22 protein-coding genes are annotated in these 21,168 nt (G+C 59.8%); 5 read left to right on the top strand and 17 right to left on the bottom strand.

All coding sequences use genetic code 11. The annotated features are described in order from the left end of the window. The 16 genes from HKN06_01680 to HKN06_01605 form a co-directional block, all read right to left on the bottom strand. The coding region (locus HKN06_01680) for a hypothetical protein (GenBank protein NNF60021.1) at positions 1-1,340 on the bottom strand (1,340 nt) is incomplete at its 3' end. Continuing rightward, complete coding sequence (locus tag HKN06_01675; GenBank protein ID NNF60020.1) at positions 1,330-1,728, bottom strand: pilus assembly protein MshP; 399 nt, start codon at positions 1,726-1,728, stop codon at positions 1,330-1,332. The genes HKN06_01675 and HKN06_01680, both read right to left, overlap by 11 nt. Beyond that, positions 1,725-2,579 carry a prepilin-type N-terminal cleavage/methylation domain-containing protein gene (locus HKN06_01670; protein NNF60019.1) on the bottom strand — a complete coding sequence of 285 codons (855 nt, stop codon included), beginning with the start codon at positions 2,577-2,579 and terminating at the stop codon, positions 1,725-1,727. Before HKN06_01670 ends, HKN06_01675 begins: the two co-directional genes overlap by 4 nt. Next, positions 2,576-3,034 (bottom strand): type II secretion system protein, encoded by a 459-nt coding sequence (locus tag HKN06_01665; GenBank protein NNF60018.1) that lies wholly within the window; start codon positions 3,032-3,034, stop codon positions 2,576-2,578. The genes HKN06_01670 and HKN06_01665 overlap by 4 nt, the downstream gene beginning before the upstream one ends. After that, positions 3,031-3,540 (bottom strand): prepilin-type N-terminal cleavage/methylation domain-containing protein, encoded by a 510-nt coding sequence (locus tag HKN06_01660; protein NNF60017.1) that lies wholly within the window; start codon positions 3,538-3,540, stop codon positions 3,031-3,033. The genes HKN06_01665 and HKN06_01660 overlap by 4 nt, the downstream gene beginning before the upstream one ends. Positions 3,541-3,547: 7 nt before the next feature. Then, positions 3,548-3,976 carry a type II secretion system protein gene (locus tag HKN06_01655; protein ID NNF60016.1) on the bottom strand — a complete coding sequence of 143 codons (429 nt, stop codon included), beginning with the start codon at positions 3,974-3,976 and terminating at the stop codon, positions 3,548-3,550. Positions 3,977-4,120: 144 nt separating this feature from the next. Then, positions 4,121-4,675: a type II secretion system protein gene (locus tag HKN06_01650; GenBank protein ID NNF60015.1), complete on the bottom strand. Its 555-nt coding sequence runs from the start codon at positions 4,673-4,675 to the stop codon at positions 4,121-4,123. Then, positions 4,672-5,901, bottom strand: coding sequence for a type II secretion system F family protein (locus HKN06_01645; protein NNF60014.1), 1,230 nt, complete (start codon positions 5,899-5,901; stop codon positions 4,672-4,674). The genes HKN06_01650 and HKN06_01645 overlap by 4 nt, the downstream gene beginning before the upstream one ends. A 3-nt stretch (positions 5,902-5,904) precedes the next feature. Next, the gene (locus HKN06_01640) at positions 5,905-7,680 is read right to left on the bottom strand and encodes a type II/IV secretion system protein (protein NNF60013.1); all 1,776 of its coding nucleotides are present in this window, start codon (positions 7,678-7,680) and stop codon (positions 5,905-5,907) included. Continuing rightward, positions 7,677-8,816: a hypothetical protein gene (locus HKN06_01635; protein NNF60012.1), complete on the bottom strand. Its 1,140-nt coding sequence runs from the start codon at positions 8,814-8,816 to the stop codon at positions 7,677-7,679. The genes HKN06_01640 and HKN06_01635 overlap by 4 nt, the downstream gene beginning before the upstream one ends. Further along, on the bottom strand, positions 8,813-9,697 hold the full coding sequence (locus tag HKN06_01630; GenBank protein NNF60011.1) for an AAA family ATPase: 885 nt from the start codon (positions 9,695-9,697) through the stop codon (positions 8,813-8,815). The genes HKN06_01635 and HKN06_01630 overlap by 4 nt, the downstream gene beginning before the upstream one ends. A gap of 15 nt (positions 9,698-9,712) precedes the next feature. Next, entirely contained in the window at positions 9,713-11,404 is a 1,692-nt protein-coding gene (gene mshL / locus HKN06_01625; protein ID NNF60010.1) for a pilus (MSHA type) biogenesis protein MshL, read from the bottom strand. Further along, on the bottom strand, positions 11,401-11,727 hold the full coding sequence (locus HKN06_01620; GenBank protein ID NNF60009.1) for a GspB domain-containing protein: 327 nt from the start codon (positions 11,725-11,727) through the stop codon (positions 11,401-11,403). Before HKN06_01620 ends, mshL begins: the two co-directional genes overlap by 4 nt. Then, complete coding sequence (locus HKN06_01615) at positions 11,720-12,355, bottom strand: hypothetical protein (GenBank protein ID NNF60008.1); 636 nt, start codon at positions 12,353-12,355, stop codon at positions 11,720-11,722. The genes HKN06_01620 and HKN06_01615 overlap by 8 nt, the downstream gene beginning before the upstream one ends. A 1-nt stretch (position 12,356) precedes the next feature. After that, positions 12,357-12,974 carry a PilN domain-containing protein gene (locus HKN06_01610; GenBank protein NNF60007.1) on the bottom strand — a complete coding sequence of 206 codons (618 nt, stop codon included), beginning with the start codon at positions 12,972-12,974 and terminating at the stop codon, positions 12,357-12,359. Next, positions 12,971-13,894, bottom strand: a complete 924-nt coding sequence (locus HKN06_01605; protein NNF60006.1) for a hypothetical protein — start codon at positions 13,892-13,894, stop codon at positions 12,971-12,973. The genes HKN06_01610 and HKN06_01605 overlap by 4 nt, the downstream gene beginning before the upstream one ends. A 244-nt stretch (positions 13,895-14,138) precedes the next feature. Here HKN06_01605 and HKN06_01600 point away from each other — a divergent pair, with 244 nt between their 5' ends. Together HKN06_01600 and HKN06_01595 are read left to right on the top strand one after the other, a co-directional pair. After that, positions 14,139-15,368, top strand: a complete 1,230-nt coding sequence (locus HKN06_01600; GenBank protein NNF60005.1) for an aminotransferase class I/II-fold pyridoxal phosphate-dependent enzyme — start codon at positions 14,139-14,141, stop codon at positions 15,366-15,368. Continuing rightward, positions 15,365-17,017, top strand: coding sequence for an acetolactate synthase large subunit (locus HKN06_01595; GenBank protein NNF60004.1), 1,653 nt, complete (start codon positions 15,365-15,367; stop codon positions 17,015-17,017). Before HKN06_01600 ends, HKN06_01595 begins: the two co-directional genes overlap by 4 nt. Positions 17,018-17,033: 16 nt before the next feature. Here HKN06_01595 and HKN06_01590 read toward each other — a convergent pair whose 3' ends face one another. Then, positions 17,034-18,026, bottom strand: a complete 993-nt coding sequence (locus tag HKN06_01590; protein NNF60003.1) for a hypothetical protein — start codon at positions 18,024-18,026, stop codon at positions 17,034-17,036. A gap of 182 nt (positions 18,027-18,208) precedes the next feature. On the opposite strand from HKN06_01590, the gene HKN06_01585 reads away from it, so the two are divergent. From HKN06_01585 to HKN06_01575, 3 genes are all read left to right on the top strand, one after another. Next, positions 18,209-19,564 (top strand): APC family permease, encoded by a 1,356-nt coding sequence (locus HKN06_01585; protein NNF60002.1) that lies wholly within the window; start codon positions 18,209-18,211, stop codon positions 19,562-19,564. Positions 19,565-19,628: 64 nt separating this feature from the next. Continuing rightward, positions 19,629-20,615 carry a protein-methionine-sulfoxide reductase catalytic subunit MsrP gene (msrP, locus tag HKN06_01580; protein NNF60001.1) on the top strand — a complete coding sequence of 329 codons (987 nt, stop codon included), beginning with the start codon at positions 19,629-19,631 and terminating at the stop codon, positions 20,613-20,615. A 5-nt stretch (positions 20,616-20,620) separates the two neighbouring features. Then, a partial coding sequence (locus tag HKN06_01575) for a sulfoxide reductase heme-binding subunit YedZ (protein ID NNF60000.1) occupies positions 20,621-21,168 on the top strand: 548 nt, incomplete at its 3' end.

Genomic DNA, 21,168 nt, shown 5'->3' with positions numbered 1-21,168 from the left:
CCGCCGAACGGGGTTACCACGGCTGGAGGGGGGTTCGATAGTGGTGCCGCCGTGACGGAGAACCCGCTGGCGGAAAAGGTCAGGGTGCCTTCGCTGTCATCGTCGCGAGTGCCGGGGTCGACGCTATCGTATGCCTCCACATCGATGACGGGAGTTCCCTCACGATAACTCAGAGAAAATTCGGCAGAGCTCTCGCCTGCAGGCCAGGTATAACTGGCCATTCCCTCGGCGACCGGATCGCTAAACGTACCGCCGCCGGTCAGCAGCGACCAACTGCCCGAGCCGCTACCCGTGTCAATGATCAACTGCCCGGCATAGTCTGTGTATGGATTGCCACTGATGGTATCAATGACATCGATGCGTACTGTTTCATCGAGGCAGTGAATACCAAAACTGTCATGCGTAATTACAAAACCCGGCACGATGCAGCTGACACACTGGCAGGCCGTCAGTTCCCCTTTCTTGCCGGCATAATAAGCGTTGCCGTTACGCGACACCCAGACATCACGAAAGTCATCAACACCCTCGTCAGTCTCGGTCCAGCTGCTGCCGTCGTACTCCAGTACGCGTGCGTCCTTGCCCACCGCAACAACCTGGCCGGTACCTGAAACACCATAAATTCCGAGCAGATCCTTGCTGGCGGTGGCGACAATGCTGCACGTAGCGCCATCATAAAGATAAACCTCGTCTTTCTTGACCAGGTAAATATCGCCAGAGCCATCGCCCCACAGGTCTTCGAAGTTGCCACCGCCTACATCACACGTATTGTCCGGCAGATCCCAGCTATCGGTGATGCGATCGTAGCGATACAAGACGCCTTCCTTGTCGAGGCTGTACAGGCTCGTGCTGTTTCCCCAGGCATCGACCATCTCGCGCCCGCCTGCCTGCGCTGCCGTGCTGACATCGGTCCAGCTCGAACCGTCCCAGTAGATAATGGTGCCGTTCTTGCCGACCGCCCATGCCTCGTTGGCCGACGCTGCCCAGACTCCCTGCAGCTCCTTGTCGGTCGGCGTACTCTGCTCAACCCACACGCCGCCTGTCAGCTGCAGCACTGTGCCTTTTTTGCCCACTGCAAAAGCAGTATTGGCATCGACAACTTCAACATCAGACAGGTCTTCGGTCGTCGGGCTACTCATTGACGTCCAGACACTGCCGTCCCAGCGCGCGATATTTCCATCCTTGCCCACGGCAATGATGTTGCTGTCGCTGCTGCCGGAGATGCCGTTGAGATCCTTGTCGACCAGCGTCGTAGTCGTGCAGACCTGGGCACCGTTTGCCGCCAGCGAAAATGACAACAGCAGCAAAATGACAAGACGGATCATGCCGGGTTCAGGTTGCATCGGTCAGCACCATGGTTAAACGGCGGGACACGTAGTCCGGCTGGCCATAGCTGCCGGCGCTGGCGAAAGACTCAATCACATACACATTGATGATTGCTGCGCCCTCGGCATGCGCCGTCGTGGAGCAGGACACATCAACCGTAAAGCCGTTGAGAGCAGCCTCGGTCAGCGTAGTGCTGCTGTTGAGACAGACACCGGCGCTGCTGGCCTGGTGCGCGCCCCATTCCAGCCCGGTGCGCGCGGCCTGCAGCGCGCGCTCCGACAGCAATGACAGAGACACCGTTTGCTGCTGCACGCCGGTGAGCTTCACTGCTACCGTGCCGAGCAACGCCAGCACGATGATCAGGAATACCGCCACGACCAGCGCCGCACCACGTTGCCTGTTCATGGTGCGTTCTCGATATGCACCTGGTGATGCAGCACGATACTTTCACTCGCTTGTGCCACCGCCAGCCGTGCGCTGACCAGCCCGGCACGCCACGCGGTACCAGGTGCATAGTTCAGCGCGCAGGAAGAAATATTGTCGGCCACACGGGTGGCAGTCGCCCCGGCCCCGGTCAGCTCTGCAGCGCTGTCCCGGGTGGTCTGGTCTGTAGCGATGGCATAGCCATCGAAACGGGTCAGGGTGCCGGCCGCAGGCTCACAAAGCCAGGTCACCGGGCCATTAATGAGATACATGCGTTGCGACGGTGAGCCGTAGGCAAAGCGAAACGGCGCCGCCAGCGTGACATGGTCTTCGCCGGCAATAGCATCAGCAGCGATATCAATCTGCGTGCCGGGCGGGGTTATGACATTCGCCAGCTCCCAGGAATTGGCCCCTGTTACACCGACGTTATAAATCGAAAGGTAGTGCGTTGTTGAAGAAAACGGCTTGGCGATACGGTTGAAACCACCGATCGCGTTGAACTGGTCGTCCGCAGCAGAAAAATCGAGTGTTTTTGTTGTGTCGGCCGGTGGCGGGTTTTCACGGTAGCGCGCGCCGTCAACGGTGTTGAGCATTTCCAGAGCAAAGCCGCTACCAACGGCCACGACCCGCACGCTGTTTGGCAAAGCACTGCGAATATCGCGGCCCATACGGTGCAGCGCGCTCTCGGCACTGTCGACCAGTCCGGCGCGACGGTTCTGGTCTGTATACCCCTGCACCGGTCCGGCAATAAACATCGCCGCGAATGACGTCACAATCACCGTCAGCGTCAGCGCGATGACCAACTCGACCAGTGTGAAACCGCGCTGGCTCATCGCGTGCGGTATCCGCTGAGAGTGAAACTCAGGAATGGCGCGCGCGATACGGTGACATCAACCCGCAGCGCATCCGCCGCCGGAACGCCCGGCAGCGCGCCGCTGGCAACCACATTCACGGCGACGTTGTAATCCGCCAGGCCTGCAATAGCGTTGTCAAACTGGTTGCGCGCACCGGCATTGACCAGACCGTTGTAGTCATCGACGTCATCGAAATCGACCCGCGCGGCTTCGCCGTCTGCGCCGTCAGGATCGTCGAAGTCACGCAGCAGGATTTCCTCGAGGTAGGCGCGCGCGATTGCCACGGCCTGCTGCCGCACCATCGGGTCGGCGCTTGCATTTACATTGCTCGCCAGTACCCCGAGGACGATGCTGGCGGCGATCCCAATGACGACAATTGCCACGACCAGTTCGACCAATGTTACTCCGCGCTGGCTGTGTCGCAGGCACATCATGGGGAGACATACCCGCTGCCGGCGCGCAATGTGAAATAGCCGCTACCGATAGTGATCACCTGGTCGGCACCGAGACTGGTACGGCCGGCGGCATCAAAAACGATGGTTAGCTCCGGGGCTGCTGTAATGCCTGGGGGTGCTGTTCCGCTGACGGGCTGGCCATCGGGCAACAGCACGCTGACAGGCCAGCTGGCATCGGCGCTATTGCAATGGCCGGCCGATACCGCCTGCTGGGAAAGATCATAACTGGCAGCGTTCAGACGCACGCGCACCGGGCAGCCGCTGCCGACTGCCAGGTTGCGCGCGTAACGCAATGCGGAAACGACTTCATCGCGGTAGGCACGCTCCTCGAAAACCGAGTTCCCGAAAAAACGTGGCGCGGCGACAACGGCCAGCAAACCGATTACGGCCAGGACGACAACCAGCTCGACCAGCGTGAACCCGGCCTGTGGTGCTGCGGCCTCCGGCCCGGCCGTGCCGGCGCGCAATGCGCCGCACGGTTGCATGGTGGCCTCAGCAGCCGCCGGTAGCGACGGTAACCGTCGGCGCGTCGCCCGCGGCGGCCGGTGGTGCGTAGGTCACCGAGCAGGATGCCGGGGTCGGTGCACCATCCTTTGTCCAAACGCCATTGGCGCCGGCGGCAAAGGTATAACCGGTGAAGTCTGCCAGTGTGTCATCGACGGTAGCGGCATTCGGATAGCCGTTGCTCATCGTGATGGTCTGACCCTCCATCGACACGGTAGCGGGCGAGCTCTGCGCCAGCCACAGGCCGTGCGACAGTGCAGCCGCGCTGCGTACACTGCCGGCCAGCGCTTCGGTAGTCGACACGCGGGCTTCGGTCTCCAGCGAGACGAATCGGGGTATGGCGAATGCCGCCAGGATGCCCAGGATGCTGATTACCACGACCAGCTCGATGAGCGTGAAACCACTTTGCTTTCTCATTACTGCCTCCGTTGCGTTCCGGCGGCACAGTGCCCGCCAGCAATAGTCTGTCGTCACATCCTGTATCGGCAGATGCAGGATTGACTTAACCCTGATCTGGCCCGATATCTCACTGTCTTAACCAGTTCGCGGCTGAAGCCGCGCCTACAGGGCTGCGGGGTTTTGGGCCAGCCGCAGCCAGCCATCACCACCCAGCCGGTGCAGCCGCACACCTACCAGTTCGTCGCGGGCCGCTGTATAGCTGCCGTCACCGTCGCGGTCGTTAAAAGCAACCTGCACGTCGTAGCGAATCTCCTGTAAATCACCGTCATAAACACCGGTCAAATCAGCCCCCGTGCGGTAAACGAGGCGATCGTTGTGACCGTCGAAATACCAGTGCCTGCCGGGCACCTCACGCGCCTGCTCTGGTCGCAGCACGCCGAGGTAGTTCACCGGCGTCTCCAGCATCAGCTCCATCGGATTACTGTGAGCCAGCGCCAGCAGCGTCGGCCCGCCGGGATTGAGAATGCGTTTTGCTGACTCCATCACCAGCACGTTTCGAATCTGTCCTTCCATTGTCAGTACCGCAACGCGTTCGGCCTCGCGCACGTAGCCGGCCAGCCGTGACAACGCAACTACCAACAAAGTGCTGATAAGTCCGATGACAACGATCAGCTCCAGCATGGAGAATCCGGCCTGCTTTTTCGCCAGCCCGCTCACATTCCCCTCGCCTTGCCAACCATGTCCCACATCGGCAAAAAGACACCCAGCGCAAGTATCAACACGCAAATACCAACGGCAACAATGAGGATCGGCTCAAGTGCCGCACTCAGGTTCTCAAGCCGGTAATCCACCTCGCGCTGGTAGTAGTCCGCGGTCTCGTCCATCAGGTCGGGTATGGAACCAGTCTCTTCGCCAACCGAGATCATCTGCAATACCAGCGGCGGAAACAGTTCGGCGTTTGTTGCCGCCCAGATCAGCGAGCGCCCTTTCTCCACAGCTGTGCACATGCCGTTGACACGCTCGGCAAGAAATACGTTTCCGGTACTCTGGGCAATCGTTGCCAGCGCCTGGTTCATCGGCAGCCCGGCGCCAATCGCAACCGCCAGCGAACGGGTAACTCGTGCCAGCGCCGCCTCCAGCATGATTGCGCCGATGACCGGCAGCCGCAGGCGATTGCGGTCCCACGTTGCACGCCCGCTGGCAGTTCCAAGATACGCCCGCGTACCGAAGAACGCTGCAATGACCGCAATCAGCAACAATGGCCACTTGTTAACCGTGAAATCCGAGATACCCATGATGATACGGGTCGGCATCGGGATGTCATCGCCAAGCGCACGAAACAGCGGGGCAAAGTTCGGAATCACAAAGACCGAGATGACACCCAGTGCAATAGCAATCGCAGCGAACACCAGTATCGGGTAGCGCACTGCGGAAGTTACTTTCTTTCGTACCTTCTCATCCTGGCCAAGGTATTCATAAAGCCGCAAAAAAGCGGAATCGAGTGTACCGGTGGTTTCACCGACTTCGACAATGCTGACAAACAACGAGGAAAAAACCTCGGGGTGGCGGCGCATCGACTCCGACAGACCACGCCCGGCACGCAGGCTCTCGATAACCTCTTCCAGCGCCTCACGCAGCAGCGGATGGTGGGTTGACTGCGCCAGGCTGGCGAGACCGCGCAGCAAGGGGATACCCGAGCGGGTAATGGTATGCATCTGGCGGCAGAACATAGTCAGGTCTTTGGTAGACGGGCGCCCGCCACCGAGCCGGCGCCACACGGCCTGCACGCTTTCCTGACTGGCATTTTGTATCGGCGAGATCTCAATCGGGATAATTCCGCGCTCGCTCAATCGCGCTGCAGCGGCATCGATACTTTCTGCCGCAACCTGGCCATTAACCAGATCCCCGGTGGAAATCCGTCCTTTGTAACTGAATGCAGACATGCTTTAGCCGACCGGCTCGGCCACCTGTTCCAATGCCCGCCCGCCCGGCAGGCCGGCCGCATCGGGCGTGGCTTCGCTGATCAGCCCGCCGGCTACGCGGATGACTTCATCCAGCGACGTCACGCCCTGGCGCGCGTAGTCCAGCGCGCAGTGCACCAGCGGTCGGAAGTTGGGACTGGCGTTAGCAGCCTTTACGAAACCGGTCGGATTTGCCCGCAACGTTTCGGTGAGGTGGTCATCCAGCTCCAGCAGCTCGTATACGCCGATGCGTCCGAGGTAACCGGTGAGGTGGCAGTAGTTGCAGCCGCTGCCTTTCCTGAACTGGTGCTGGTCGATCTGCTCCAGCCCGAGCAATGCCTCCAGCCACACCCGTTGGTGCGGATTGAGCTGGGCCGGCTCGCTGCAGTGCTCGCATACTCGCCGTACCAGACGCTGCGCCAGTATGCCGTGCAGCGCCGCGGCCACCAGGTACGGTGGCGCGCCCATGTCCAGCAACCGGTGCACCGCACCGGGCGCGCTGATGGTGTGCAGCGTGGAAAACACAAGGTGACCGGTCATTGCGGCACGCAGGCCGATCTCGACGGTCTCCTCGTCACGCATCTCGCCCACCAGGATAATGTCCGGGTCCTGCCGCAACACCGTGCGCAAAACCTTGCCAAAGCTCAGGCCGATCTTCGGATTTACGCCAACCTGGTTGATGCGCTCGAGGCGATATTCAACAGGGTCTTCGGCAGTAATAATCTTTAGTCCCGGCCGGTTGACTTCATTAAGCGCGGAGTAAAGCGTTGTCGTCTTACCGCTGCCAGTAGGGCCGGTAACCAGCACCAGGCCGTTGTTGTGGCGAATCAGGCCCTCAAAGCGCTCGCATATTTTCCCGGGAAGCCCCAGATCTTTGAGCTGTCGCAGGTTTTCAGTCTGGTCGAGCAGACGCATCACCACCGATTCGCCATGCTGGATTGGCATGGTCGAAATACGTACATCGACACTGTGATCTTCAACGCGCACGGTAAAGCGACCATCCTGTGGCAATCGCTTCTCCGAGATGTCCAGCCCGCTCATAAGTTTCAGCCGGGTGACCATCGCGGATGCCACGCCGCGACCCTCAATAGTCTGCTCCTGCAGGACGCCATCGACACGTAGCCGGATACGCAGAACTTTCTCGTCGGGCTCAATATGGATGTCTGAAGCCTTGGCTTTCAGCGCATCGCCAAACATGGACTGCAGCAGCCTGATGATCGGCGCATCAGCAGCCTCTTCATCCTCGATGAGCGCATCAAGCTGCACATCGCCCTCAGCCAGTTGCTCATCGACTTCAGCAGCGAGCTGGGCAATCTCGTCGGTGTTACGGTAGATCGCATCGATCGTGCGCAGCAGTTCTGATTCGCTGATCAGCGCAACCCGGATCGGCTGACCCACCGTGCGCGCAATCTCGTCGTAGGCAAACAGGTCCGACGGGTCGGCCATACCGACCAGCAAACCACGATTATCCTTGTGCAGCACCAGTGCGCGATAGCGCCGCGCCTGCGCTTCCGGCAGCAGATTGACTACTGCGGCATTGAGCTGCAGCGTCGCCAGCTCGAGGTAGTCTATACCGAGGTGTTTGGCCAACAATACGTGCAGGTCATGCTCACTGATCGCGCCGACATCAGTCAGCGCGCGTCCCAGCTTCTGTCCTGTCTGCTTTTGCCGAACCAGCGCTTCCTGCAGCTGTGCTTCTGTAATGACGCCTTCGTTCTTCAGCAGGTCACCGAGACGGATTCGTTTCCGCTGCATGCTCATGAATCTCTCTCCAGCAATGCCAGGCGCTGCCGGGCGTAACGCGCGAGCGCCGGATCCAGCCGCCCGGCGCGAACGGCGGCTGCATACGAACTGCGCGCGCCTGCCGTATCACCACCGGCTTCCTGTGAAATAGCCATGCCGACAAGCCAAGCCGACTGCCCCGGCTTGCGCTCGACCAGCCTGCCGTAAAGCCGGACCGATTCGCTGTGCCGGCCGGCGCGCTGGTAAGCCGCGGCCAGCGTTGCCTCGTATTCCAGATCGGCTAATGTCGACGGACGATACTGCTCGAGCACCACGATGGCCTGGTCTGTATCTCGCTCTGCCAGAAGCTCGCGCGCCAGGACCTGTGCCACGGCGCTCGGCTGCGTGACCGTAGTCAGTGCACCAGTCAACGCATCGCGCGCAGCCGCGGTTCGTGACTGCGCCTTCAGCGCCGCATGCAGCAGCAGGTGTCCCTCGGTGTCACCCGGCTCCAGAGCCACCAGCTGGCGAAAATAATCTTCGGCCTCGATGCGCCGACCGCCACGCAGCGCCGCAAGGCCGGCAGCCCGTAACCGCGTGGCCGGCGCTACAACTATCCTGGTCAACCCTGATTCTTCTTTGTCATCTGCCACAGTGGCCGCTGGCGCGCTACTGGTACGCTTTGGCTTTGACACGGCCACCCGCGTTTTTGGCACAGCGGGAACTACCGGTGCGACTGACGCGACGACAGTTTCTCGTTCAATATCGTCCGTTGCTGCGATCGGTTCGGGCAGGGATTCACTCGGTGCTGCAGCTATTCCTGTCGCCAGCGCCAAATTAAGCGTTGCAAGCTGCGGTTCGTGCTGGACAACATCAGCGGTCGCGGCCACTTCTGCAGATTCTGCGGGCGATTCGTCAGGCATTGCCGTTACTGCAGAATAGTCCGCTGGCAATACCGAAACAGTTGGCGTGTCAGGCTGCGACGTACGCAGCCATGCAGCCGCTACGATACCGGTGACGACAAGTACGCCGCTCAGCAGCCAGAACCCTGCGGGCCGATCCTGCCCCGGCTCATGAATATCACTGTCGGGAACCGCACGAAGACCGGCGAGCGGCCGTGCATTGGTTGCCTCCCGCTCCTGCAAATCCTGCAGCATTTCATTGACCAGGCTCATACCAGCGGTTTCCTGGCAAATGAAGTTGTGAACCAGCGCGCCAATCGCCCAAGACCGTTGCTCCGCTGCACAACCGCGTGGCTGCTGTCGGCAATCGCGCGACGCATGTGGGTTGAATTCACGCCGTACTCGCCACGACCAAATGCTGCCATCAGCGCCTTGTGACACAGCATGTTTATCAGCCGCGGCGTACCACCGCTGGCCTCATACACCTCGTTGACCGCAGCCTGGGCAAACAATGGATCAGTTGTACAGCCCGCCACGCGCACACGGTGAGCAACATAAATCTCGGTCGCCTTGCGATCCAGCGGCGCGAGAGTGCAACGAAAGCCGATCCGCTGGCGCAGCTGCCGCAGCGAGGGCTGCGCCAGCCGGCGATCAAGCTCCGGCTGGCCGAACAGCACAACCTGCAGCAACTTGAATTTTTCGGTTTCGAGATTGGTCAGCAGTCGCACTGCCTCGAGTGTCTGTGGCGGCAGCTGGTGTGCCTCATCCAGCAGCAGTACAACGCGGTGACTCTCACCGGACCGGGCGATCAGATGTTTCTGGATGCGTCGCATCAGCTGGTCATCGGTCCAGCCCTCATCCAGCTCGATACCCAGTTCCTCGGCCAAGGCACTACGCAAGGTGCGCGGTGAGAGCAGTGGGTCGGGGATATACGCGGTGGTGAATTCCTTGTCGAGCTCACGCAGCAGCAAACGGCAGAGTAACGTCTTGCCGAGGCCGACTTCGGCTGTAACCGCGATAAACCCTTCACCCGAGCGCAGCGCAACCTGCAACACGTTCAGCACGTCGCTATGACATCCACTGCCATAGAAGTATTCGGTATCCGGTGTCAGCGAGAATGGGTACTCACGAAAGCCGAAGTGTTGCAGGTACAAAGTCGATCTCCGGTATCAGTAGCCGCGGATGCGCTCCAGCGGCTCACGGGCTGCCTGTGCCCACGTTGCATCGTCTTCAACAATCAGTGGACGCAGCAGGATTACCAGCTCGGTCTTCTTCGCCACCGTGCGCTTGCTGCGGAACAGAGCGCCGATCCCTGGCAACCTGCCGAGCCCCGGCGCGCCAAAGCTTTCATCACGGCTGGTGTTGCGCATCAGTCCGCCGATGACAACAATCTGGCCGCTGCGCGCACGTACGATACTGTCGGCCTCACGCACCTGGCTAAAGGCGAGCGGCAGCCGGTCGGTCTCTCCCGATATCGTCAGGTCTTTGCGCTGGTCGCTGACTTCGCTGACGGTGGGGTGTATGTGCAGCGTTACCTGGCCGTCCGCACTGATCTGCGGCGTGACATCCAGCGCGATCCCCGAGAAGAACGGGGTCAGTTCGACATCACGGCTGGTTGCCGACGCCGTACCGGTGACCGTGTTGCTGGATATGTCAGTAACAAAAAACTCATCGGTGCCCGCCTTGATGACCGCTTTCTGGTTATTCAGCGTTGCTACCCGAGGGCTCGACAGCACCCGGGTATCTCCCTGCACTTCCAGCAGGTCTATAAAACCGTTGAAATCGCCAATGTCGAAAGCCATTGCAAATGCGCCGCCGAGCGTGCCGCTGTCAACGCCCAGAGTGCGTACACCGGGCGCCACCGTGACGGGACTGGTGCCGAGATCCTCAAAGTCTGTATTGAATGGCTGGTCCGGTGTGGTCTGGCCGAAAAAGTAGCTGTCACCGTCAGCAGTCTGCGCGACGGTCGCCCAGTTGATACCCGCCTGGAAGCCGTCATTGAGCTCGATCTCAAGGATTTTCGCCTCGAGTATTACCTGCCGCTGCGCCGTTGCCTGCACGGTTTCAAGAAACAGGCTGACCGAGTGCAACTCGTCAGGCATTGCCCGGACAACAACCACACCGCTCTGCGGATTGATAACGACACGGCGACCCTCATCCGGACCGACAATTGCCGCGACTGCATGATGCAGCTCGCGCCAGAAGTCCGCCTGGTACAACGTATCGATGTGGCTGCCCGCCAGCTGGCGCGTACTGCCACCACTGTTATTTTTGCTTTCGCCCTGCTGTGATGCCGAGGAGTTCCCCGTGGCGCCCTCTTCGCCCTGGCTAAGCTGCCCTGAGCTTATGCTGGTGCGGGAGAAACCGCTGCGCTGCAGATTGAGATAGTCGACCTGGTAGATGCGGGTTTGCAGTGATGCCGGCATGATGATCCAGCCACTGGCACTGGAGCGAAAATCGAACCCATAGACCTCGCGCACTGCGTCGAGAACTTCGCCCACTGTAGTATTTTTCATTGTCAGCGAAATCTTGCCGCGCACGTCAGGATGCACGACCAGGTTGTAGTCGGTGCCTTCGACCAGGCTCAAAAAAAACGCCCGCGCCGAAGTGTCTTTCACGTCTACATCGAAACGTGGCTCCATGGCCTCGGGTGGCACGGCTGACTGCAGCGGGGGCAGTAACGCATCAGTCACCTCCGGTGGCGGCTCGGGCATGCTCCATTGGACGGCGTCGGCAGCTTCTGCCACGGCAGCCTCTATGGCGTCGGCCGCCGGCACTCCGCGCTGCGGACCGGTCGCGCAGGCATAGAGCAACGGCAACAGCAACATGCCGGCCAAAGACAATCGGATTGGTGAATTCATTTGGATTTCCTCAGCGTGCTGAGTTTCAGGTTTACGGTCTTGCCACGGTAGTCGAGCTGCACCTTGCCGCGCTCGATGCTGCGCACAGTGGCACCACCAATCTTCTGACCTTCGGCAACGGGCTCACCGTTGATAACGGCCACCCGTCGGTCAGGCGAGTAAACGATGGCACTAAGCGCAAACCCGGCCGGGGCCTTGTTACCGGCAACCACCGGCAATGCCGCCCGGCTGTACGGGCGCATCGGGTCAAACAACTGCTCGGCAACGGCGCTGCTGCTCAACAACAAGGCAATAAAAACTGTGCGTGCGGCTCGGTCAGACACCGATCCACTCCTCGTGCAGGCTGAGCGTGGCAACCTCGATACGCACCCGGTTGTTGGGATACTCATCGGCATCGATCTCAAGTACCTGCCAGTACAACCGCCACGGCAATGCCTCGAGGTCTTCCAGGTAGGCCAGCACTGCCAGATACGGCCCTTCCAGGTCGAGTTCCAGACCATGCCGGTAGAGCCGGTTTTGCCCGGGCGAGTCCTCCGGCAACATGTCCTGCGCGCCGAGGTTGCGTAGCCGGCGCAATTCGAGCACCGGCCGGCGCTCCAGCACTCGCTCCAGCAGACGCGCCATTTCTGTCGGGCTGATCAGCTCTGCCGCGTAATTCTGGATCATCCCCTCGACAGACTCGGTGCGGCGCCGCAGGTCCTCGAGCCGCTGTCGCGGATCGCCGTCAGCCTGCTGCCCCTGCTGCGCGACACGCAACTGCAGGTCTGCCAGCCTGGCCTGTGTCGTGGACAACTCGGCAGCGACCTGCTGTCGTGCATTTATGGCCGGCTCGGCGAACATGGCGTACCAGGCCAGCACGATGCCAGCGATGCCGCCCGCGAGCACCATCAGCTGCTCCCGCGGATTGAACGCATCGAGCCTCGCCAGCAATTTTTGCAGTAACTCTTTCACTTTATTCCCGTGCAAACTGCACCGCGCGGTCTGCGGCGCGGCGGTTCATGGAAAACCTGATCGGTTCGCCGTCTTCTTCGGGTCGCTCGATCTCGAATTCATCAAAGCGCTGACCTGACAGGGCTGCCTCGGACGACAGCTGGCGCAGGTACAGCGGAACAGCTTCCGGACTCAGGGCGCGACCCTCGAGCGTGGTGCGGGCGCCGGGCGCACTGACGCGTACGCGCGTCAGCCAGACGCCTTCAGCCGGCTGCCGGGCCAGCGAGCGTAGCTGCGCAGAGAAGCCGTCGATATCGCCGGCGCTGTCACCGCTGACCAGCCCGAGAATGGTCTCGCGCAGATCCAGCTCGCGCAGCGCCGTGTTTAGCTCGGCCTCCAGCGCACTATCCGTACCCGCCATCATCGATGCTGTCAGCTGATTCAGTTCACTTTCGGTGCTGACGACACGATCCTGCGTCAGACGCAACTCACGGCTTACGCCGGATGAACGGCTGTCGAGCCACAATTGCATCAGGAGACACGCGGCAACCGTACCGGCCCAGACCAGCAGCATGGAGCGACCATTGAGTCCGGCCCGGCCACGCGCCGCCGGCTGATAAAGATTGATGTTCTGTTTCACGCTGCCTGCTCCAGCACATCAGGGCCTCGCAATGCCGCGCCAACGGCGAGCAGGCATCGTGACTGCTCCTCCGGTGACAGCTCGCGCGGCGTTTCCAGCAGCTCGTTGAGATCGAGCAGCGTTACATTCACCGCCATCTCTCGGCCGAGTGCGGCGCTCAGTGCAATGCCTTCAGTCGATGGTGCCAGGACCACATCGCGAATTGGCCGCTGGTCATAGTGGCTTTCGAAGTAGTCGAGCGATCTTTGCAGTTCCAGCGCAATTGCCGATACCGCCTCGTCACCGATACCGGCATCGCCACCGGGAATTTCCATTTGCCGTATCACGTACAGCTTGCGGTCGCGGGTGATCGTCAGGAAGCCCTGACTGCCACGCACCAGCAGGAATGCAACGCCAAAACGATCCTGCTCCAGTTCGGTGGCGATATTGCGCATACAAAGCTCGGCAATATCAATTGACTGCAGCGGCAGATCCGAGTCTCTGACCTGTTCGGCCACCTGCCCGACGGCCTGTGACTGTGCCGCCACGGCATAAACCATGTTGCGACTGCCACGGGCCTGCGCCGGCACGTCAAAGACATCAACGACGCTTTCCTCGACCGGCGTATTGATAAGCTCACGAATGCGCCAGCGCACGGCACCAGCCAGTTCTTCGGCTGGAACGTCAGGCCGCTCGACCAGCAGCAGCTGGTAAGCCTCTTCCGGGACAACGGCGTTGACCGGTGCGCTGTGATCTGCCAGCAGCGCGGCAAGTTCGGGGCGCCAGTTGCCGTCATCCGGCGGCAGGCAGACCGCACAATGGCGCAGCCGCAGCCGGCTACCCTGACGATGGACAACCGCTGCAGAACCACCATGATGCGGATCGAGCACTATGCCGGTTTGCGTGTCCTGTCGAGCGCGCTTTCGCAGGGGCCAGATCAATTGCTCACCACCTTTTATTTCAATGAGTTACAGCCATCGTGCGTTCACGCTGGCAGACCACACCACAGCCGGTGCGGGTTCACCTCAACCCTCTTTAACGGACGCCGGACGCATTTATTAAGTCAATGACGCAGGACCCGGGCCTGCACCCGACTCGTGCCGGTGCAATAAGCCTTTGATTTGCCGGCGCACGCCGCGAAAATGCTGCTACTCTCAGGTGATAACAAGGAAAAGCAGGGGATAAATGAGCGACGAAGATAACTTCATCCGGCTTGCGGACCGGATGGCGCTGCTGCCGCCATACCTTTTCGGCCGCATTAACCGGCGGCGCGATGAGCTGCGCAAGGCGGGCGTTGATGTCATTGATATGGCCATGGGCAATCCCACAGATGCCACGCCCGAGCCAATTGTTGAAAAACTGATCGAAGTGGTGCGCGACCCACGCAACCATCGTTATTCCGTCGGCGGCGGTATCTATAACCTGCGCCGGGAAGTGGCCAAGTATTACCAGAGAGAGTGGGATGTCGACCTGGATCCGGCCAGCGAGGTTATCGCCACGATTGGCTCCAAGGAAGGGTTCAGCCATTTGTGCCTGGCACTTATCGGGCCCGGTGACACTGCACTGATACCGACACCGTCTTTTCCTATCCATTCGCACGGTGTGGCGCTTGCCGGCGGGCATTACATTGGCATAAATGTGCTCGACGACGAACATTTCCTGAGCGAGCTGGACCAGCTTTGCCGGACGCTCAAGCCTGCACCCAAGGTGCTTTTCCTTAATTACCCGCACAACCCTTCGGCACATACGGTCGAGCAGGCATTTTTTGATGCCGTGGTGCCGCTGGCAAAGAAACACGAGCTAATCGTCGTGCACGACTTCGCCTATGGCAAAGTCTGTTTCGACGGCTACCGTGCGCCAAGCTTCCTGCGCAGTCCCGGTGCCAAGGACGTCGGCGTGGAATTTACCACCATGTCGAAGACCTTCAACATGGCCGGCTGGCGCATCGGTTTTTGCGCCGGCAACCCGAAAATTATTTCCGCGCTCGGCGCAATCAAGGGTTACTACGATTACGGTATTTTCCAGGCCATCCAGATAGCCGCAATCATAGGCATGCGTCATTGCGGCGAATTTGCCGATCAGCAGGCACAGAAATATCAGCGGCGCCGCGATGTGGTGCTGGAGGGACTGCAACGCATTGGATGGCCCGATGTACCAAAACCGCGGGCTGGCATGTTTGTGTGGGCGCCCATCCCGGCGGAGTTTGCTACCGCCGGCTCGATGGCCTTTGCCGACCAGCTGCTGGAAGACGCCGCAGTCACTGTTTCACCCGGGGCCGGTTTCGGTCCCGAGGGCGAGTTTGCTGTCCGCATGGCGCTGGTGGAAAACCGCCAGCGGCTGCAGCAGGCGGTCCGGCAGATTGGCCGGGCATTTCGTAAATGGCGTGACCCTGTCACGCAAAAGGAGATGTCATGAAAGCTTCAGACTTGTTTGTGCGTTGCCTCGAGGAAGAAGGTATTGAGTACATTTTCGGCGTCCCCGGCGAGGAGAACGCCGACTTCATGATGTCGCTGGAAAATTCGGGCAAGATTAATTTTGTCCTGACCCGCCATGAACAGGGCGCAGCCTTTATGGCGGAGATCTATGGCCGCATTACCGGCAACCCCGCCGGCTGCCTCGGCACCCTCGGCCCGGGCGCGACCAACCTGATAACCGGAGTCGCCGATTCAAACATGGACCGCGCACCGATGCTCGTCCTGACCGGACAGGGCTCGACCGACCGGCTACACAAGGAGTCGCACCAGATCATGGATGTGGTCGACATGTTCAAACCGGTCACAAAGTGGGCAACAACCGTTTATCACGCCGACTCCATCCCTGAAATTGTGCGCAAGTCTGTGCGACTGGCACGCACCGAAAAACCGGGCGCGGTGCATATCGAGTTGCCCGAAGATGTCGCTGAGCATGACACCAGCGCCAGGCCGCTGGCGCCAAAACGCTTTCGTCGCTCCGTACCCGATGACAAGATCGTTGACAGGGCCTACGACGCCATCCGCGCAGCAAAACGTCCGGTGATTATTGCCGGCAACGGCACCATTCGCCGCCGTGCGTCGAAGCAGTTACGACGGCTGTGCGAGAAAACCGGTATCGGCGTGGTATCCACGTTCATGGCCAAGGGCTGTGTCGATATGGATGCTGATTATTGCCTGTATACCATCGGCCTGGGTTCAAAGGACCGCTTGTCACTGGTAATCGATGACGCCGACCTCGTGATAACGCTGGGCTTTGACATGGTCGAATACCACCCGGCGCTGTGGAACCCTGACGGTGACAAGAAAATTATTCACGCCGATTTTCTGCCGGCGGAAATCGACCAGTGTTACCACCCTGATGTCGAATTGATTGGCGACCTGGCACATACGTTGTGGATGCTGAACGAACGCTTTGATCGTGACGGCGTGCCCGATTACGATTTCAGCAAGCAGCAGAAAATTCGTGCTGACATGACTGCCGACATTAGCGAGCATGCCGAGGACGACACCGAGGGCGCTATCCGGCCACAGAAGGCGCTGTGGGACGCGCGCCAGGCGCTAAACGCCAATGGACTGCTGCTATCCGATGTCGGCGCGCACAAGATGTGGATCGCGCGCCATTACCACTGCCATGAGCCAAACACCTGCCTGATACCCAACGGTTTCTGCTCAATGGGTTTCGCCCTGCCTGGTGCGATTGCGGCCAGCCTGGTCGACCCGCAGCGCCAGGTGCTGGGCGTGTGCGGCGACGGTGGCTTCATGATGAACGTACAGGAAATGGAAACTGCCAAACGCCTCAACAGCAACATCACGGTCATGGTGTGGGAAGACGGCGGTTACGGGCTTATTGCGTGGAAGCAGCAGAACACGTTTGACCGTCACACCGATCTTGCTTTCGGCAACCCCGACTGGCTTGGACTGGCTGCGGCATTCGGCTGGAACGGCCACCACGTCACGCGCAGTAAAGACCTGCAGGGAGCGCTGCGCACGGCGCTGGCCGAAGCAGGCCCCAGCCTGCTGGTGATTCCCATCGACTATCGCGAAAACCAGCTACTGACGAAGAAGCTGGGCGAAATTACGACCAACATCTGACGCGCGCCGGACGGGCTCAACGCAGGCCTGATGGCCCCGGCGGCTGCAGGAAATATTGCCGGAACAGGCTCAGATCGACCAGGTCGACTGCACCGTCTCCATTGAGGTCGGCTGTCGGATCACTGGTGAGAAATACCGTGCGCAGCTCGGCCAGGTCCAGCAGGTCAACGATATTGTCGTTGTTAAGGTCGGCGTCACAGTAGTTGCCGAAGTCATCGCCGTCAGTGTCGCGCTGCACCGGGTTGAATACTTCTGTGCAATTGTCGACCAGGTCGATGATGCCGTCAGCATCGGCGTCTTCCGACTCGCTCATAAAGGCACCCGAGGCTGACGTGAACGGCAGCACCGGATCGATTGCAACTGCGAAGCTGGTCACGATATCCATCGTTGTATCGCCGTTTACAATTGTCTCGATGTAGACCTCGTTGACCGCGCCTGCCTGGAGCGTTAGCTGGCCGACGAACAGGTCCGGCCCATAAACAACCCAGGTGCCTTCTTGTTCACCCGGCGTGTATGCGTCGGGGTTCGACGTAGTAGTCGGCTCGGAGAAAAAATAGAGTCCGGTTGCACGCGCCGTATCTATGACGGTGAAGTTAGCGACTGACTGAGCGAACAGCGTATAGCCGGTTCCGACCGTTGGCCCGGTTATGCCCTCCACGGTACCGGTCACTGTCAGGATCACCGTTGCGCCGGGATCTATGCCAGTCGCATCAAAAGTAAGCCGGTCAGCCCAAGAGGTGCGTGCCGAGCACGAGGCACCCGGGCAGATACTGCGGGCATGCAGGGCACCGGTCAGCAGGCTGGCCTGCGCCACCGCCTGGTTGGCGCCGCCGGTATCAGGCAGGAAAATTCCTGCCTCGAGCAACGGCTCCCTGAAGATCTGCTCGAAATACGATTCCTCGGCCACCAGGGCCGCACGCATGTCGATAAAGTACTGCTGCGCGTTAGCTGCAGTCGGCAAAAAAAGCCCCGACAGAGTCAGGAGAGAAATCGCTGTTTGTTTTTTCATTGCCAACCCCATTCAATTGAGATAGTCACCAGCACGTAGCCGACGGCCCTGGCCTCACGGCTGCCAGTAAATCGGGATAACCTGTGCACAGAGAATTCCAGATCGTATTTTTGCTTGTTTGCCCTGTAATATTAGCCCACTTCCTGAATTCTGCAGTCTGCTGAATTGGAAGAGAAAAACTGATGAATAATACTGAACTCAGTCAGCACGGATTACTGCGGTCGTTAAGACAATGGGAAACGCTGGCCCTGTCTTTTGGCGCCATGATCGGCTGGTCGTGGGTGGTACTGATCGCACCGCTGATGCAGCGCAGCGGTTCGGCAGGCGCGCTTATCGCAACTGCTGTGGCCGGTACGGTGATCATATTGATCGGTGCTATTTACGCTGAGCTTTGTGCCGCCATGCCGGAAGTTGGCGGTGAACATGCCTACAGCCTGCGTGCGATGGGCCGTAATGCCAGTTTTGTCTGCACCTGGGCCATAGTTTTTGCCTACGTCTCTGTTGTGGCATTTGAAGCGGTGGCCCTGCCTACCGTCATGACGCATCTGTTCCCATTTCTGGGCAACGGTGCTCTGTGGCAGGTCGGTGACAGTGATGTCTTTCTCGACCAGGCGTTGATCGGCTCGGTAACTTCGCTGGTGCTTATGTGGATCAATATTCGCGGCGTCCACTTCTCTGCCACCTTACAGGCCATAGTGGTACTGGTGATCCTGCTGGCAGGTTTCTCACTGTTTGCCGGCCTTGCCGCCAGTGGCACACCTGCGAACATGACACCTCTGTACAACAACGGACTGAAAGGCGTGCTGGCGGCCATGGCGCTGGTTCCTTTTATGCTGGTTGGCTTTGATGTAATCCCGCAGGCGGCTGAGGAAATTGACCTTGCACCACGCAAGATCGGCATATTGCTGGTTGCATCTATTGCCATCGCGGTGGTCTGGTACCTGTTGATCGAACTGGCCGTTGGCATGCTGCTCACGCTGGAACAACGCAGCACGGTTGAACTGGCAACTGTCAGCGCCGCGGAAGCCGCATGGGGCCGCACCGGCGCGACACTATTACTGGTTGGCGGTGTCGCCGGCATACTGACCAGCTGGAACGGCTTCCTTGTGGGCGGCAGCCGCGCATTGTTCGCGCTCGGCAACCATCACATGGTTCCGGCGTGGTTCGGCCAGCTGCATCGTACGCGGCACACGCCGGTCAACGCATTGTTGTTCATCGGTATTCTCGGCGCGCTGGCGCCCCTGCTCGGCCGCCAGGCATTGATCTGGTTTGTCGACGGCGGCGGCTTCGGGCTGATGATCGCTTACATATTGGTGTGTGCCAGCTTTATCATGCTGCGGCGGAACGAACCTGCCATGACGCGTCCGTTCATGCTCCCCGGTGGCATGGCGACGGGCTTATTTGGCCTGCTCGCCAGTATTGTCATGGCCACACTCTACCTGCCAGGCATGCCCGCGGCCCTGGTCTGGCCGCAGGAATGGCTGCTGGTGCTGGGCTGGTTTTTGCTGGGAATAGCGCTGTTTCGCAGTTCTTCCTGAGCAGCCGGGAACTGCCCGGGCTGCGCGTTGCCTGATCCAGTGAAGTACGAGGATAATGAGCCGCATGAGCAAACACTACGACCCGGATCCAAAAATCCTGCCGTCAGATATCACTGACGAGAGCGACTATTTTAACCGTCGCGAATTTCTCGCCCTGGCCGGTGCAGCAACCGCCGGCGCGCTGCTCAGCACCGCCTGCAATGCTGATGCGGGCAAGACAGCTGCAAAACCGGCGCCAGAACCAGGTGAATCACTCGGCAAGCTGGTGAAAAGCGCGTTCAGCACAGACGAGCAACCCAATAGCTATGACGACATCACCACTTACAATAATTTCTATGAGTTTGGCACCGGCAAAGACGACCCGCACCGCAACGCAACAGATTTTGTAACACGGCCATGGACCGTGAATGTTAGCGGTGAATGCGACAAGCCCGGCACCTATGACTTCGACGACCTGATGTCCAGGTCAACGCTGGAAGAACGCATCTACCGCCTGCGCTGCGTCGAGGCCTGGTCGATGATTGTTCCGTGGGTCGGTATTTCGATGGCAGACCTGTTGCAACGCTTTGAACCCAACTCGCGAGCCAAATTCGTCAAGTTCAAGACTCTTTATGACCCCAAACAGATGCCGGGACAACGCCGACGCATCCTCGACTGGCCCTATGTCGAGGGCCTGACCATTGCCGAGGCAATGAACCCGCTGACGATTATGGCGGTCGGCGTTTACGGCAAAGCGCTTCCAAACCAGAACGGCGCACCACTACGGCTGATCGTACCGTGGAAATATGGCTTCAAGAGCATCAAGTCAATCACCAGCATCGAGTTTACCGAGCAACAGCCGCGCAATACCTGGCAGATTTCGGCACCACATGAATATGGCTTCTATGCCAATGTAAACCCGGAAGTAGACCACCCGCGCTGGAGCCAGGCACGGGAACGGCGTATCGGCCGCGGACTGTTTGCCGAAAAGATTCCGACATTGATGTTCAACGGCTACGGCGAGCACGTAGCGCACTTGTATTCAGGCCTGGACCTGGCCAAAAACTACTGATATTCGTGGCTTCCACACCTTCCCGCGGCACGCTGCGGCTGCTAAAGATTGTCCTTTTCATTGCAGCCCTGTTTCCAGCGTTTAGCCTGGTTCTTGCCACTTTCGAGGTTGCCGGCCTGTCACTGGGCGCCAATCCGGTCGAAGAACTTTTACACGAAGCCGGCGAATGGGGCCTGCGCTTCCTGCTCATCACGCTGAGCATTACTCCGTTGCGACGCATCACCGGTATGAACTGGCTCATTCGTTTTCGCCGCATGCTCGGCCTTTTTGCCTTCTTTTATGTCAGTGCTCATTTCCTGATCTATGCGATTCTCGACCAGGGTCTTGCACCTGGACCGATCATCGAGGATATCGTCGAACGACCGTACATTACGCTGGGCATTGCCGCGCTGCTCATGCTTATCCCTCTGGCTGTCACCTCGACAAATGCCATGATGCGCCGCCTGGGCCGACGCTGGCAGCAGCTGCACTACCTGGTCTACCCGGCGGCCATCCTGGGCGTGTGGCACTTCTGGTGGCAGGTAAAAGAGGACATCCGCGAGCCGGTCATCTA

The organism is Gammaproteobacteria bacterium (genome assembly GCA_013003425.1).
Classification (GTDB): Bacteria; Pseudomonadota; Gammaproteobacteria; order Steroidobacterales; family JABDKV01; genus JABDJB01.
Note: the sequence above shows the minus strand (reverse complement) of the source record. Positions and strands in the feature narration are given on the sequence as shown.